10 protein-coding genes are annotated in these 14482 nt (G+C 66.1%); 4 read left to right on the forward strand and 6 right to left on the reverse strand.

The window, feature by feature from the left end:
- Positions 1-48 precede the first annotated feature (48 nt).
- Positions 49-1245, forward strand: a complete 1197-nt coding sequence (locus H926_RS0110800) for an acetyl-CoA C-acyltransferase (protein ID WP_022676306.1) — start codon at positions 49-51, stop codon at positions 1243-1245.
- A gap of 88 nt (positions 1246-1333) precedes the next feature.
- Here the strand turns inward: H926_RS0110800 and H926_RS0110805 are convergent, their stop codons facing one another.
- Entirely contained in the window at positions 1334-1834 is a 501-nt protein-coding gene (locus H926_RS0110805; protein ID WP_022676307.1) for an SH3 domain-containing protein, read from the reverse strand.
- 208 nt (positions 1835-2042) lie between these two features.
- Here H926_RS0110805 and H926_RS0110810 point away from each other — a divergent pair, with 208 nt between their 5' ends.
- On the forward strand, positions 2043-3071 hold the full coding sequence (locus H926_RS0110810; protein WP_022676308.1) for a D-glycerate dehydrogenase: 1029 nt from the start codon (positions 2043-2045) through the stop codon (positions 3069-3071).
- Positions 3072-3139: 68 nt separating this feature from the next.
- The gene (locus H926_RS0110815; RefSeq protein ID WP_022676309.1) at positions 3140-4462 is read left to right on the forward strand and encodes an ammonium transporter; all 1323 of its coding nucleotides are present in this window, start codon (positions 3140-3142) and stop codon (positions 4460-4462) included.
- A gap of 85 nt (positions 4463-4547) precedes the next feature.
- Here the strand turns inward: H926_RS0110815 and H926_RS0110820 are convergent, their stop codons facing one another.
- The 5 genes from H926_RS0110820 to H926_RS26930 all read right to left on the reverse strand — a co-directional run bounded on the left by H926_RS0110820 (position 4548) and on the right by H926_RS26930 (position 11613).
- The gene (locus H926_RS0110820; protein WP_022676310.1) at positions 4548-5957 is read right to left on the reverse strand and encodes a nitronate monooxygenase family protein; all 1410 of its coding nucleotides are present in this window, start codon (positions 5955-5957) and stop codon (positions 4548-4550) included.
- 237 nt (positions 5958-6194) lie between these two features.
- Positions 6195-7322 carry a peptide chain release factor 2 gene (gene prfB / locus H926_RS0110835; protein ID WP_022676313.1) on the reverse strand — a complete coding sequence of 376 codons (1128 nt, stop codon included), beginning with the start codon at positions 7320-7322 and terminating at the stop codon, positions 6195-6197.
- Between the two features lie 135 nt (positions 7323-7457).
- Positions 7458-8015: a peroxiredoxin gene (locus H926_RS0110840; protein WP_022676314.1), complete on the reverse strand. Its 558-nt coding sequence runs from the start codon at positions 8013-8015 to the stop codon at positions 7458-7460.
- A gap of 31 nt (positions 8016-8046) precedes the next feature.
- Positions 8047-10626, reverse strand: a complete 2580-nt coding sequence (locus tag H926_RS0110845) for a penicillin-binding protein 1A (protein ID WP_022676315.1) — start codon at positions 10624-10626, stop codon at positions 8047-8049.
- A 75-nt stretch (positions 10627-10701) separates the two neighbouring features.
- Positions 10702-11613: an N-acetylmuramoyl-L-alanine amidase gene (locus tag H926_RS26930; protein ID WP_022676316.1), complete on the reverse strand. Its 912-nt coding sequence runs from the start codon at positions 11611-11613 to the stop codon at positions 10702-10704.
- Between the two features lie 739 nt (positions 11614-12352).
- Between H926_RS26930 and H926_RS0110855 the strand changes: the two genes are divergently transcribed.
- On the forward strand, positions 12353-14482 hold a 2130-nt coding region (locus H926_RS0110855; protein ID WP_022676317.1), incomplete at its 3' end, for a ribonuclease E/G.

The raw sequence follows: 14482 nt of genomic DNA on the forward strand, positions 1-14482 counted from the left end.
CCCGCCCGCAGCCGGGGCGGCAGTTTAGCACAGGAAGGACCTGTTACCATGGCCCAGTTCTCCGCCGCCGATCCGATCGTCATCCTCAGCTATGCGCGCACGCCGATGGGCGCCATGCAGGGTGCACTGGCAGACGTTGCCGCAACCGATCTCGGCGCCACCGCGGTCAAGGCCGCCGTCGCGCGCGCCGGCGTGGACGGCGCCGACGTGGAGCGGGTCTACATGGGCTGCGTGCTGCCCGCCGGCCTGGGCCAGGCACCTGCCCGCCAGGCCGCGATCAAGGCCGGCCTGCCCAAGTCGGCCCAGGCCACCACGGTCAACAAGGTCTGCGGCTCCGGCATGCAGACGGTGATCATGGCCGCCGAGGCCCTGGCCGCCGGCAGCATCGACCTGGCCATTGCCGGTGGCATGGAATCGATGACCAACGCCCCCTACCTGCTCAAGAAGCACCGTTCGGGCGCGCGCATCGGCCATGATACGGCCTATGACCACATGTTCCTCGATGGCCTGGAAGACGCCTATGACGCCGGCCGCGCCATGGGCACGTTCGCCCAGGATACTGCCAACGACTATGGCCTGACCCGCGAAAACCAGGACGAATACACCATCGAATCGCTGCGCCGCGCCAAGGCCGCGATCGCCGATGGCGCCTTTGTCGAGGAAATCGCCCCCGTCACGGTCAAGACCCGCGCTGGCGAAGTGACGGTCGATACCGACGAGGCACCGAGCAAGGCCCGTCCCGACAAGATTCCCTCGCTCAAGCCCGCCTTTGCCAAGGATGGCACGATCACCGCCGCTACCTCCTCGTCGATCTCCGATGGCGCAGCAGCCCTTGCGCTTACCCGCCAGAGCGTGGCCGATGCCAAGGGCCTCAAGCCCGTGGCGCGCATCGTCGCCCTGGCCGCCCATGCCCAGGAACCCAAGGACTTCACCATCGCCCCGGTCGGCGCGATCAAGAAGGTGCTCGACAAGGCCGGCTGGAGCATTGACGACGTCGAACTGTTCGAAGTGAACGAAGCCTTTGCCTGCGTGGCGATGTTCGCGATGCATGACCTTGGCATCAGCCACGACAAGGTCAACGTCCATGGCGGCGCCACCGCCCTGGGCCATCCGATCGGCGCCTCGGGCGCACGCATCGTCACTACCCTGCTTGCCGCGCTCAAGCGCCACGGCAAGACCAAGGGCGTGGCCAGCTTGTGCATCGGTGGCGGCGAAGCCACCGCCCTCGCCGTCGAACTGGTCTAAAACCGAATGAAGTCTTCCGCCCCCTCCTCTTCAGAGGAGGGGGTTGGGGGTGGTGGAAACCTCAGCAAACGCTGGGGAAACCACCCAATCAAGGCGTCCCCGCGCCCCACAGCGCATCCTGCGCCACAAAGCCCCGGCGCCCGCCGACATCCACCGGGCACCAGCCATCGCGGCAATCGCCCAGCGCGGCCTGCACGCCCGGCGCCGCGCGCCACAGCACGGGGCCACTGCCATCCTTGTTGGCCCGGATCGGGGTAATCGCGCCCTTGACCAGCGCTGCGCGGTTGCGGCTGAGAAACTGCGCCAGCACCCAGCCGCGCGCGCCATCGGGATCTTCGATCAGGCGCCAGCCACCCATCACCCGCAAGACCTTTACCGGCAAGCCACGGCGCACATAGACCCAATTGATGCGGTATTCGCGCCCAGGCCCCACGCGCATGTTGGTCTGGTCCTTGGATAGCGACGCCCAATAGGGGCTGTTGCCATCATCGGCGGCGTGCAGGTGCGCCGGCCGTCCGGCCAGGCCCACCGCACCGGCAACCAGTGCCAGCGCCGCGGCCGAACGGATGATAAAGCGAAACTGGATCACGGTAAGACTTCTCCTGCCGCCCCCGCCCGGACGTGCAATCTCTGGTGCGATACAGCATTGGCCGGCAAGGGCAACAGCCTGCATGGCTGCGGCCGGCGATCACCCCGCCTGGCCCAGCCCGAATGTCGCGGCAAATTCCGGTCCCGATCGGATATCGCCCTTGGTCCTGCTTGACCACCACCACCCCATGCGCATAGCCATAGTGGGGATGAGCCAGCACGCCCGCCCGCAAGACTTGCGCCTCACGCGCCGTATCGATGGCAAGCCCCGCGTCGTCGTGACCCGTCGCCTGTTGCCCGAAACGCAGCGGCGCATGGCCGAATTGTTCGACGTCACGCTCAATGCCGATGATCGCCCCATGTCGCGCCAGGCCTTGCGCGATGCCGTGGCGCAGGCGCATGTCCTGGTGCCTACGGTCACCGATGCGATCGATGCCGATCTGATCGCGGCGGCTGGCCCTGGCCTTGGCCTGATCGCCAATTTCGGCGCAGGCATCGAACATATCGATCTCGCCTCCGCGCGTGCGCGCAAGATCATCGTCACCAACACGCCCGGCGTCTTCACCGACGATACCGCCGACATGACCATGGCACTGATCATTTCGGTGCCGCGCCGGCTGGCCGATGGCGAGCGCGTGATCCGCGAACAGACCTGGGAAGGCTGGTCGCCGTCCAGCCTGCTGGGCCACCGGCTGGGCGGCAAGATGCTGGGCATCATCGGCATGGGGCGAATCGGCCAGGCCGTGGCCCTGCGCGCCCGCGCCTTTGGCATGGCGGTCGTCTATCACAACCGCCACCGCCTGCCCCCGGCGGCAGAGGCAGCGCTGGGCGCGCGCTACGAAGCTGATCTCGACACGCTGGTGCGCACCGCCGACATTCTGTCGCTGCATTGCCCGCACACGAGCGAAACCCACCATCTGATCAATGCGCGGCGCATCGCGATGATGAAGCGGCACGCCTATGTGGTGAACACCGCGCGCGGCGAACTGATCGAGGAAGCCGCGTTGATCGCCGCGCTGGAAGCCGGGGCGATCGGCGGCGCCGGGCTCGATGTTTTCGCGCACGAACCCCAGGTCGATCCGCGCCTGCGCCAGTTGCCCAACGTGGTCCTGCTGCCGCACATGGGCAGCGCCACGTTCGAAGGGCGGCTCGCCTCGGGCGACAAGGTCATCGCCAATATCCGCTTTTGGGCCGATGGCCATCGCCCGCCCGACCAGGTGATCGAGGGCTGGGCCTAGCGGCGCTTGGTCACCGCGCCGCTAACCATTTCGGATTTGTCAAAGACTTGGGCCTAAGGTGCCGCGCCATGAACGATTCGTTGCGACATCACGGGGCCCGCGCCCTGGCCGCGCTGGCCCTGCTACTGGTTCCAACCCTTGCCTATGCCCAGGACGCCGGGCTCGACCCCGCCGATAGCGGCGATACCGCATGGCTTCTCGCCGCCACGCTGCTCGGGCTGCTGCTGGTGCTGCCGGGCATTGGCCTGTTCTATGCCGGGCGGGTGCGGACGCAGAGTATGCTCTCGGTCATGACGCAGACCGTGGCGGTCACCGCGCTGGTTTCCCTGTTGTGGATCGTGGTGGGTTATACCCTGGCGTTCGGCACGGTCAGCAATGGCTGGCTCGGCAGCGGCAGTGCCTGGATGCTGATCGATCTGGGTAACGTGCGCACCGATACCCTGGTGCCCGAAAGCGCCTATGCCCTGTTCGAGATGGTCTTTGCCCTTGCCGCGCCGGCGCTGATGATCGGCGCATGGGTGGATCGCGCCCGCTTTGGCTGGGTGCTGGGCTTTTGCGCGCTGTGGAGCCTGATGGTCTATGCACCGATCGCGCACTGGATCTGGGGCGGCGGCTGGCTCGCCACGCGGCTTGGCACGGTGGACTATGCCGGCGGGTTGGTGGTCCACACCAGCGCGGGGGTTTCCGCGCTGATCGTGGCGCTGCTGATGGGCCGGCGCGAACGCTTTGCCCAGGCCGCTGCGCGCAACGGTGGCCTGACGCTGCTGACCCTGGTTGGCGGCGCGATGGTCTGGACCGGCAGCCTGGCGCTGGCCGGTGGCAGCGCTCTGGCCGCTGGTGATGACGCTGCCATGGCGCTGATCAACACCCACATGGCCATCGCCACGGCGGCGCTGGCATGGCTGCTGCTCGATCGCTTGGGCGGCACCCGCCCCGGCCCCACCGGGCTGGCACGCGGCGCGTTGGCCGGTTTGGCCCTGATCGCCCCGGTTTCTGCCTATACCAGCCCCGGCATGGCCGTGGTGCTGGGCCTCGTCGCCGCACTCGTCGCCAAAGGCACCGCACGCCTGGTTCAGGTCCGCTTGCAGGTCGACGATTCGCTGGGTGTCTTTGCCGGCCAGGGCATGACCGGCATTGCCGGCACGATGCTCACCGCGCTGGTTCTCCACCCCGCGCTCGGCGGCACCGGCTATGGCCCCGGCATGACCCTGGCGCACCAGGTGGTGGGCCAGGCCGTGGGCGTGGTGGCCGTGGCTGCGTGGAGCGCGATCGCCACCGCGATTGCCGCGCTGATGGTGTCGATGGCCCTGCCCATGCGCGTGACGCGGGACGAGGAAATGGCCGGCCTGGACGCGACCTGCCATGGCGAGGCCATGTTGCAGCAGGACTGAACAACCACGCGCAAGCCATTGCCCTCAAAATAAAAAAGCCCGGGGTGATCCCGGGCTTTTTCGTAATGGCTTGGCCTGATGGCGATCAGTCGCCGGTCAGGATGCGATCCACCAGCTGCTTCACCGTGGGGGTGAAGTTGTTGGAATAGAACGGGTCCTGCTTGAAGCGATAGGCAGCATGGCCGGCAAACATCAGGTTCTGGTCGATATCGCCACCGTGGGCGATGTCCTGCAGCGTCTTCTGGATGCAGAAGCTGCGCGGATCAGCGAGGCGCCCGGTGGTGTAATCGTCGTGGTCCTTCCACGACGAGAACCCGCAGTGCGACAGGCAGCCCATGCAATCGGCCTGGTCCTTGCGGATTTCGTCGCGTTCCTCGGGGTTGACGAAGATGACCGTGTCATCGGGCGTGCGCAGCGCGGTGGTGAAACCGGCGCCGAACCATTCGCGGGCACGCGCCAGGTCGGCCGGCGCCACCCAGAAGTTCTTGCCCTTGACGCCCACGTCGAGTTGCACCGTGTGCTCGCCCGCAGCCACCTTGGAATAGGGCACCTGGCGTTCGGAACGCGCTTCCAGCGAACGCAGGAACGGATTGCGCACCGCCGAGGAATAGAAACCGGTGGGCGAAAACTTGTGCAGCAGCACGTCGCCCGGCTCCAACGTGCGCAGATGGTCCTTCCACGCCTGGGGGATCGGGCTTTCTTCGGTCAGCAGCGGGCGCGTGCCGAACTGGAAAGCGATCGCGCCCAGCTCCGGGTTGTCGATCCAGTTGTTCCATTCGCGCAGGAACCACACGCCGCCGGCCATCACGATCGGCACGTCATCGCTCACGCCCTCGGCGCGCATCGTGTCGCGCAGCGCTTTGACGCGGGGATAGGGATCTTCGGGCTGGCGCGGGTTTTCCGCGTTCGACAGGCCGTTGTGCCCACCGGCCAGCCACGGGTCTTCATAGACCACCGCCGCCATCAGGTGCGCCACCTTGTGATAGGCGCGCTTCCACAGGGCGCGGAACGCGCGGCCCGAGGAAACGATCGGCAGATAGCTGACGTTGAAGCGCGCGGCGATTTCCGACAGCTTGTAGGGCATGCCCGCACCGCAGGTCACGCCCGAGACCAGGCCGCGGGTGCGTTCCAGCACGCCTTCGAGCACCTGTTGAGCGCCGCCCATTTCCCACAGCACGTTGATGTTGATCGCGCCCTTGCCGCTGGCGATGTCATAGGCGCGGCGCACCTGCTCCACCGCGCCATCGATGGCATAGCGGATCAGTTCTTCGTGCCGTTCCTTGCGCGTGAGGGCGTTGTAGATCTGCGGAATGATCTTGCCTTCGGCATCATAGCTGTCGGCATTGACCGCGCTGACCGTGCCGATTCCCCCGGCCGCAGCCCAGGCGCCGGAACTCATGTGATTGGTGGCAGCAACCCCCTTGCCGCCTTCCACCAGTGGCCAAACTTCACGGCCGCCATAGAGGATAGGCTTCAACCCCTTGAACGCAGACATATCATTCCTTCGACGCGCCCGTGCGCGTGGCGTTTTCCGGCTTGTAGCGCGGCACGGCCGATCGATCCCTTGCGATCGTCCGTGCGCGGCGCGCCTGGCCGGACATGAAAAACCCGAATGCGCTGGTTTACGGCGAAATGACGCCCAGCGAAAGTCCGGTCTCGTGCTTTTGCCTTTTTGGCGCGCTGAAATGACGCGCCCAACCGGCAAAAATCCTCTCCAAAGCGGCAGAAACGATCAATCGTCGTCGTCCACCGCCACCTTTTCACCGGTCACGCGCTGCGACAGCGCCGCCGCCATGAATGGATCGAGCGCACCGTCGAGCACGTCGGTCGGATTCGTGCTCACCACGCCCGTGCGCAGGTCCTTGACCTGCTGATAGGGCTGCAACACGTAGGAGCGGATCTGGTGACCCCAGCCGATTTCGGTCTTGGCGGCATATTCGCCCGAGGCGGCCGCTTCGCGCTTGGCCAGTTCGGCCTCGTAAATGCGCGCTTTCAGCATGTTCATCGCCGTGGCGCGGTTCTTGTGCTGACTGCGGTCGTTCTGGCTCGCCACGATGATCCCGGTGGGCACGTGGGTGATGCGCACCGCCGAGTCCGTCGTGTTGACGTGCTGCCCGCCCGCGCCCGAGGCACGGTAGGTGTCGATCTTGAGGTCGGACGGGTTGATCTCCACCTCGATGTTGTCATCGATTTCGGGATAGACCCAGACCGAGCTGAACGAGGTGTGGCGCCGCGCCGAGCTGTCATAGGGGCTGATGCGCACCAGGCGATGCACGCCGCTTTCGGTCTTGGCATAGCCATAGGCGTTCTCGCCCTTGATCAGCAGCGTGGCGCTCTTGATCCCGGCTGCTTCCCCGGCGTGGTAATCCACCAGGTCCACCTTGTAGCCATGGCGTTCGGCCCAGCGCGTGTACATACGCTGGAGCATTTCGGCCCAATCCTGGCTTTCCGTACCGCCGGCGCCGGCATGCACTTCGAGATAGGCGTTATTGGCATCGGCTTCCCCAGCCAGCAGCGCCTGGACCTTGTCGGCATCGGCGCGGTTGGCCAGCGCGGCCAATGTGGCGAGGCCTTCGGCGATCGTCTCGTCATCGCCTTCCACTTCACCAAGTTCGACGAACTCGATGGCGTCAGCCATTTCCTGGCCGATCTGGTTGACGGTGCCGATCGAGGCATCGAGCCGGCGACGCTCACGCATCACGGCTTCGGCCTTCTTCGGATCATCCCACAGCTTGGGATCCTCGACACGGGCGTTGAGTTCGTCGAGCCGGCGCACCGCGCGGTCCCAGTCGAGGAACTTGCGCACCAATGCGAGTGCGGCCTCGATGCGGTCGATATGAGCCTGCCCTTCGGCACGCATGACGGTCTTACTCCATACAAACGAACTGGCCGCTTAGCGAAGCCGGCTCGTTTGTAAAGGTGTGCGCTTGGGCCCCGCCGGGAAACGCCCGATTGCTGCGGGTGTTTTGCCGACGGGGCCCACGCGCAAATGCGATCAGCCGTGGCGCCGGTGCATCGCCTGCACGGCCGCCAGCGTCAGCCTGACATGGTCGCGATAGTCCATGTCGGAATGAACCAGCGTGATCCGGCCATCGGGCGCAATGACATAGCTGGTGCGCGTGGTCAGCCCGGTGGACTTGCCGCCTTGCTGCAGATCCACGTCATAGGCCCTGACCACGGCCGGGCTGGCGGCGGCAACGGCAAACTTGTCGCGGCATTCCTCGGTGGAAAAGCGAGTCAGCGTGGCAATGTCATCGTTCGACATGCCGATCACGGTGGCGCCGGCGCGGGCGAAATCGGCCGTGGCATCGGCAAAGGCGTGGGCTTCCATCGTGCAGCCCTGGGTAAAGGCCTTGGGATAGAAATAGAGCACCACCGGCCCGCGCTTGAGCGCCTTTTTCAGGTTGAAGCTGAACGGCTTGCCGCCCAGCGCACCCTGTGCCGAGAAATCGGGCGCGCGGGCGCCCTGCGGCAGCGCAGCGTGCGCGGCGGCCATGGGAGTGAGGGAAAGAGCGAAGGCCGCCAACGCGGCAAGGGGGGAGCGCGTGTTCATGGCTAGAAGGCTTAGCACAGCGCCGCGCCCCTCAATAGATGCCCCCTTGGTCCTCCACAAAGTTGCTGCCCGCCGGCCGGGCAGCCGGCGCGGCCTTGGCGCCGCGTGCCGAACGCGCCTTGCGCAGGGCATCGAGCACGGCTTCCTTGGCGGTGATTTCCGAGGGTTGGACCGTGCGCCGTGGCTCGGTATCGGGCTTGAATGCTTCCCAGATAATCGAGGCCTTGCGGTCATTGTCCTGCGGCGTGCCGCCGAACACGCGCTTGCCCGAAACGCGATCGATCTTGACCATGGAAACGCCGGCCGGCGCGGTAAACGGAATGTCGGCCCAGCGCGGCCGCGTGGCCAGCACGAACTGCTTGAAGATCGGCGCGGCGATTCGCCCGCCCTGGGCATAGCCGCCCAGGCTGCGCGGCTGGTCATAGCCCATGTAGACGCCGGCGATGATGTCGGGCGATCCGCCCACGAACCACACGTTGGTGGGGCCGCTCGTCGTGCCGGTCTTGCCGAACAGCGGCAGGCCCAGATCGTGCAGCGTTTCGGCCGTGCCGCGCACCACCACGCCTTCCAGCATGTGCACCACCTGATAGGCGGTGCGCGGATCGAGCACCTGCTTGCCTGCCGGACGCAGGCGCGGCATCGCCGTGCCATCCCAGCGCGGCATGTTGCAGCCGGTGCAGGCGCGGTTGTCGGCGCGCCAGATCACCTTGCCGTTGCGGTCCTGGACATAGTCGATCAGCGTCGCGTCGCGCTGGCGGCCATGGTTGGCCAGCGCGGCATAGGCATTGACCATGCGCGTCACCGTGGTGTCGCCAGCGCCAAGCGCCATCGACAGATAGGGCTGGTAATCGCCGATGCCGACGTTCTTGATCGTGCGCACCACCTTGTCCATGCCGGTGTCGTTGGCCACGCGCACGGTCATCAGGTTGCGCGATTGCTCCAGGCCCCAGCGCATCGTGTGGCTACCCGATCCGCCTTCGTTGCCAAAGTTGCGGAAGCACTTCTGCCCCAGCGCCGCGCCTTGATAGACGCAGAACGTGCCATCGACGACCATCGAGGCTGGCGTCATCCCGTTATCGAGTGCCGTGGCATAGACGAACGGCTTGATCGTGGAGCCGGGCTGGCGCTGCGCCTGGGTGGCGCGGTTGAACGAGCCAAGGCGCGCGTCGAACCCGCCCTGCATGGCGAGGATGCGGCTGCTCTGCGGGTCTTCCACCACCATGCCGCCCGAAACCTCGGGCACCACGCGCAGGCCCCAGGTGCCGTTGCCGGCCGGGGCCACGGTGATCACGTCACCCGCCTTCATGGCATCGGGCACGCCATAGAGCGTGCCGGTCTGCCCATCGGCAAAACCGACCTGCCCGCTCGATCCGCGCCGCGAGATCAGCACCGCGACGCGCCAATCGAGATAGCGGATCGACAGGTTGCTGTTGATCAGCTGCGTCTGCCAGCTCCCTGAGTCGCTGTCGTCCATGTCGATATGCGCGATCGGCCCATGCCATGCCCGCCCGGCGGAATAGCGCAGCAACCCCGCGCGGAGCGAATCCTGCGCGGCGGTCTGCAACTGCTGGTCGAGCGAAGTGCGCACCCACAGGCCGCCGGCATAGACGCTGTTGGGCCCGTCCTTGGCCTGCTCGCCAAACTGGTCGATCAGCTGACGGCGCACTTCTTCCAGGAAATAGCCGGCATCGGCGGTGTAGTTTTCGGTCCGGCGCGGCACCAGGCCCAGCGGCTGTGCCTTGGCCTGCGCCACATCGGCGGCGCTGGCCCAGCCGTTCTTCTCCATCTGGTCCAGCACCCAATTGCGGCGGGCAATGGCCTTTTCGGCAAATTTGGCGCGGCTGTAGGTTTCCGGTGCCTTGGGCAGAATCGCCAGGAACGCGGCTTCGTGCAGTTGCAGGTCGCCCACGTCCTTGTCGAAATAGGCGCGCGCCGCAGCCTGCACGCCAAAGCTTTGGCGGCCCAGCGGGATTTCGTTGAGATAAAGCTCCAGAATCTGCTGCTTGGTCAACACGCTTTCGATGCGCCGCGCCAGGAGCATTTCCTTGAGCTTGCGCGTTACCGAATATTCGTTGCCGATCAGGATGTTCTTGGCCACCTGCTGGGTAATGGTGGAGCCGCCGCGCGCCCGGGCGCCCGTTCCCAGCTTGGTGGCATAGTCCACCACGGCACCAGCCAAGCCCGTCAGGTCTACACCACCGTGGCTCCAGAACGACTTGTCTTCGGCGGACAGGAACGCGTTGATCAGCTGCGGCGGAAAATCGACGAAGCGCAGTTGCACCCGCCGCTCGCGGGCATAGCTCGACACGATCTGCCCATCGGCGCCGCGCACCATCGTCGGCAAGGGCGGCTGATAGGTCAGCAAGGTGTCGGCCGAGGGCAGCGTGCGCTCCACCGTCACCCACAGCAGACCGCGCAGGATCAGCAGGACCAGGACCAGCCAGCCGGCACGCCGCAGCCACTTCGATCGCTGCCACAGCCCCTTGATGCGGCTGGCAAAACTGCCGCCCCGCCGAATGCGGAAGCGGCGGCCATCAGGCTCCCCCTCGGGTTCACGGTCAGGTTCGGGCGCATCGCCGCGCGCAATGATCGGGGGCAGGTCGTCGGCCATCGTGGCCGCGCTCTAGCACGGGGCTTTGACGGCGCACCAGTGCCTATCGCGCAAATGCGCCCTGGCGTTTCCGCGCTATGCCCCCAGCGGCCGGCTTTCCTGTTCCGCCAGAAAGATCGCGATGGCCCCAGCCACGGCCTTGGCAAAGCGATCGCGCCAGGCCTTGTCGGTCATCGCGGCGGCATCCGCGTGGTTGCTGATATAGCCGGCTTCCATCAGCGCCGAGGGCAGATCGAGCGACTTGAGCACCACGAACGCCGCCTCGCGCCGGGGATCGACATGAAACCGGATCGCCCCCTGCCCTTCGCGCAGGATGAGGTCGGCCAGATGGATGGACCGCGTGCGCATCTCGCGCCGCGACAGGTCTACCAGGATGGAATTGACCGCACTGGAACGCCCCTGCAGTGCCACGCCGTTTACCATGTCGGCACTGTTTTCCCGCCGCGCCAGGGCATCGGCCACCGCATCAGACCCGCGATCGGACAGCGTATAGACCGTGGCGCCGCCGGCATCGGCACTGGGCGCGGAATCGGCGTGGATCGACAGGAACAGGTCGGCGTGCAGACGCTGGGCAATGCCCGAGCGTTCTTCGAGCGCGAGAAAGCGATCGTCGCTGCGCGTCAGCGCCACGCGAACATGGCCCTGCGCAAGCAGCGCATCACGCAGCGCCAGCGCCAGGGCCAGGGTCAACTGCTTCTCGCGCAAGGTGCCCTCGCCGCTCGCGCCCGGATCATGCCCGCCGTGGCCGGCATCGATCACGACCAGCGGGCGGCTGGCATCGGCCGGCCCCAATACCGGCGGCAGATCGATCGGCCGCGTGCCATCGGGCAGCGCCACGTGCACGACATAGGCGGGATCGCGCCCGGCGCCGCCCGCGCCAATGCCCAGCATGACCCGCGCCCATACCGCCAGCACCAGCAGCGGCACCACGAACAGCGCGGCGATCACCAGGCGCTGCGGTATCAATTCGGGCGAAGGCTTTACCATGATTGCGCTGCCTATGCCGCGCTGCCGGGGCAGTGGTCCAGCGCAAAACCGCGCCGCCTCCCAATCGACGCAAGCTTGGGCTCTTGGACAGGCCCTTGCCACCCCCGTGAAATGCCGGAGCGTTGCGGGACACGGTTTTAATTGCCGCTTTGCGATTGGGGTGCTAGCACCCATCACACGGAGCAGTTTGACTTGCTGCGTCCCTCGCCGCGTTGCCGCCGCGCCTTGATGAGCGCCCAGGCAGCAACGCCCACGGCCGATGCGCCAATGGCAGGGGGATGACGCAGTCGGGCTTGGTCCTGGCGGGCAGGAAGGGACAAGGCAGATACGCCACCCTCGCCCGCGCTTGAGGTTGATGCCGTGATGAAGAGCCGCGTACCGTTCCAGCCAAAGCGCCCCACCGGGGCCTTTGTGCTTTGGACGGATGCCGGCACGCACGAATACCCCGGCACTGCTGCAAACTCTCTTGCAAACCGGGGCGTCCACGCAGGGCAATCGTTGCACGCCTTCGCCACCGCAGACGCACACCAACCGCCGCCGGGCGGCGAGCATCGCAGGGCCTTGCCACATGGCAGCCTGCCCATGCTCCGATCCGGCAAACCCGCATTTGCAAAGCGCCACTGGCCCGGCCTCCTTCATCAAAAGGATCACGGCCGCACGCCAGGCCTTTGCCTCACCACAAGAAACCGCGCGAAATTCCCGGGCAATGTCCCGCGGCCGCGCGGCTGGAGACAACAGAATGACCCAGCGCATGCTGATCGATGCGCGCCACCAGGAAGAAACCCGGGTGGCTGTGCTCAAGGGCAATCGTATTGAAGAATTCGACTTTGAATCTGCTGATCACAAGCAGATCAAGGGCAATATCTACCTCGCCAAGGTTACCCGCGTAGAGCCTTCGCTCCAGGCGGCGTTCGTCGACTTTGGCGGTAACCGCCACGGCTTCCTGGCGTTCAGCGAAATCCACCCGGATTACTACCAGATCCCCAAGGAAGACCGCGAAGCGCTGCTGGCCGAAGAAGCCGCTCACGCCGAGGAAGAAGCCGCCCTGCGCGCTGCCGAAGATGGCGACGACGAGGATTATGAAGGCGGCGCCGACTACGAAGGCGGCTACGACGACGGCAACTTCGAAGACGGCCAGGGCGTTACCGAGGTCGATACCTCGGAAAAGGACCAGGTCGCCACGATCGAAGGCGGCGTAGTCGAAAACGGCTTTGACCATGAAGCCGAAGACGCCGCCGATGGCGAAGAATCGCACAGCGACAACGGCCGCCGCCAGCGCCGTCCGCGCCGCCAGGGTCGTGGCCAGAGCAAGGAAGCCGAAGAACTGCGCGCCAAGCGCATGGCCCTGCGTCGTCGCTACAAGATCCAAGACGTGATCCAGCGCCGCCAGGTGCTGCTGGTCCAGGTCGTCAAGGAAGAACGCGGCAACAAGGGCGCCGCGCTCACCACCTATCTCAGCCTGGCGGGCCGCTATTGCGTGCTCATGCCCAATTCCAGCCACGGTGGCGGCATCAGCCGCAAGATCAGCTCGGCTTCTGACCGCAAGCGCCTGAAGCAGATCATCGCCGAAATGGAACTGCCCCGCTCGATGAGCTGCATCGTCCGCACCGCCGGCCTGCAGCGCACCAAGCCCGAGATCAAGCGCGATTTCGACTATCTCGCCCGCCTGTGGGACGAGATTCGCGAGCGCACCATGCATTCGTCGGCCCCCGCGCTGATCCATTCCGACAGCGACCTGATCAAGCGCGCCATCCGCGACATCTACAACCGCGATATCGAGGAAGTGGTTGTCGAAGGCGAAGCGGGCTACCGCGCCGCCAAGGACTTCATGAAGCTGCTGATGCCCAGCCACGCCAAGCGGGTGCGCCAGTATGCCGATCCGGTGCCGCTGTTCCAGCGCTATGGCGCCGAAGACCAGCTTTCGGCGATGTATGATCCCGTGGTTCAGCTGCGTTCGGGCGGCTACCTGGTGATCAACCCGACCGAGGCGCTTGTCTCGATCGACATCAACTCGGGCCGCTCCACCAAGGAACACGGCATCGAGCAGACTGCCGTTGCCACCAACCTGGAAGCCGCGCGCGAAATCGCCCGCCAGTTGCGCCTGCGCGACATGGCCGGCCTGGTCGTCATCGACTTCATCGACATGGAATACGGATCGAACGTCCGCAAGGTCGAGAAGGCGATGAAGGACGCCCTCAAGGACGACCGCGCGCGCATCCAGGTTGGCCGCATTTCCGGCTTCGGCCTGATGGAAATGAGCCGCCAGCGCCTGCGCACCGGCGTGCTCGAAGCCACCACCCGCGCCTGCCCGCACTGCGATGGTTCGGGCCTGGTGCGCACCGCCTCGTCCGCCGGCCTTTCGGCGCTGCGCATGATCGAGGATGAAGCCGCCAAGGGCAAGGGCAGCATCATCACGCTCTACGCCAGCCAGGAAGCGGCGATCTACGTGCTCAACACCAAGCGCACCGATCTTGCCGAGATCGAAATGCGCTATGGCGTGGCCGTGGAAGTGATCCCCGAGGGCGAGAACGAAGGCGCCAAGATGCGCGTTGCCTCGCGCGGGCCCAAGCCTGAATTCGTGCCGCGCTTCGAACCCATCGTCGAACCTGAAGAAGACGACGTGATCGAGGACACCTACGAGGACGAGGAAGACGTCGTCGAGGAACGCAGCGAGCGCGAGGAAAGCCGTGGCGAAGGCCGAGGCGAAGCCGACAGCAATGGCCGTCGCAAGCGCCGCAAGCGCCGTCGTGGCCGCAACCGCGATCGCCGTGACGAAACCTCGGGCGAAGCCGGTGACGAGCATGACACCGACGAAGCCGAAGGCAGCGATGCCGAAGACGCGGCCGACGATGTGGTGGAAGCCGTATCC

The sequence above is a fragment of the Novosphingobium sp. B-7 genome (genome assembly GCF_000410615.1).
GTDB classification, from domain to species: Bacteria; Pseudomonadota; Alphaproteobacteria; order Sphingomonadales; family Sphingomonadaceae; genus Novosphingobium; species Novosphingobium capsulatum.

Excerpts from the sequence above, each read along its gene's own strand:
- H926_RS0110840 (WP_022676314.1), bottom strand. The coding sequence starts at position 8,015 with ATGAACACGCGCTCCCCCCTTGCCGCGTTGGCGGCCTTCGCTCTTTCC.
- H926_RS0110845 (WP_022676315.1), bottom strand. The coding sequence starts at position 10,626 with ATGGCCGACGACCTGCCCCCGATCATTGCGCGCGGCGATGCGCCCGAA.
- H926_RS26930 (WP_022676316.1), bottom strand. The coding sequence starts at position 11,613 with ATGGTAAAGCCTTCGCCCGAATTGATACCGCAGCGCCTGGTGATCGCC.
- H926_RS0110810 (WP_022676308.1), top strand. The coding sequence starts at position 2,043 with ATGAGCCAGCACGCCCGCCCGCAAGACTTGCGCCTCACGCGCCGTATC.
- H926_RS0110820 (WP_022676310.1), bottom strand. The coding sequence starts at position 5,957 with ATGTCTGCGTTCAAGGGGTTGAAGCCTATCCTCTATGGCGGCCGTGAA.
- H926_RS0110815 (WP_022676309.1), top strand. The coding sequence starts at position 3,140 with ATGAACGATTCGTTGCGACATCACGGGGCCCGCGCCCTGGCCGCGCTG.
- H926_RS0110800 (WP_022676306.1), top strand. The coding sequence starts at position 49 with ATGGCCCAGTTCTCCGCCGCCGATCCGATCGTCATCCTCAGCTATGCG.
- prfB (WP_022676313.1), bottom strand. The coding sequence starts at position 7,322 with ATGCGTGCCGAAGGGCAGGCTCATATCGACCGCATCGAGGCCGCACTC.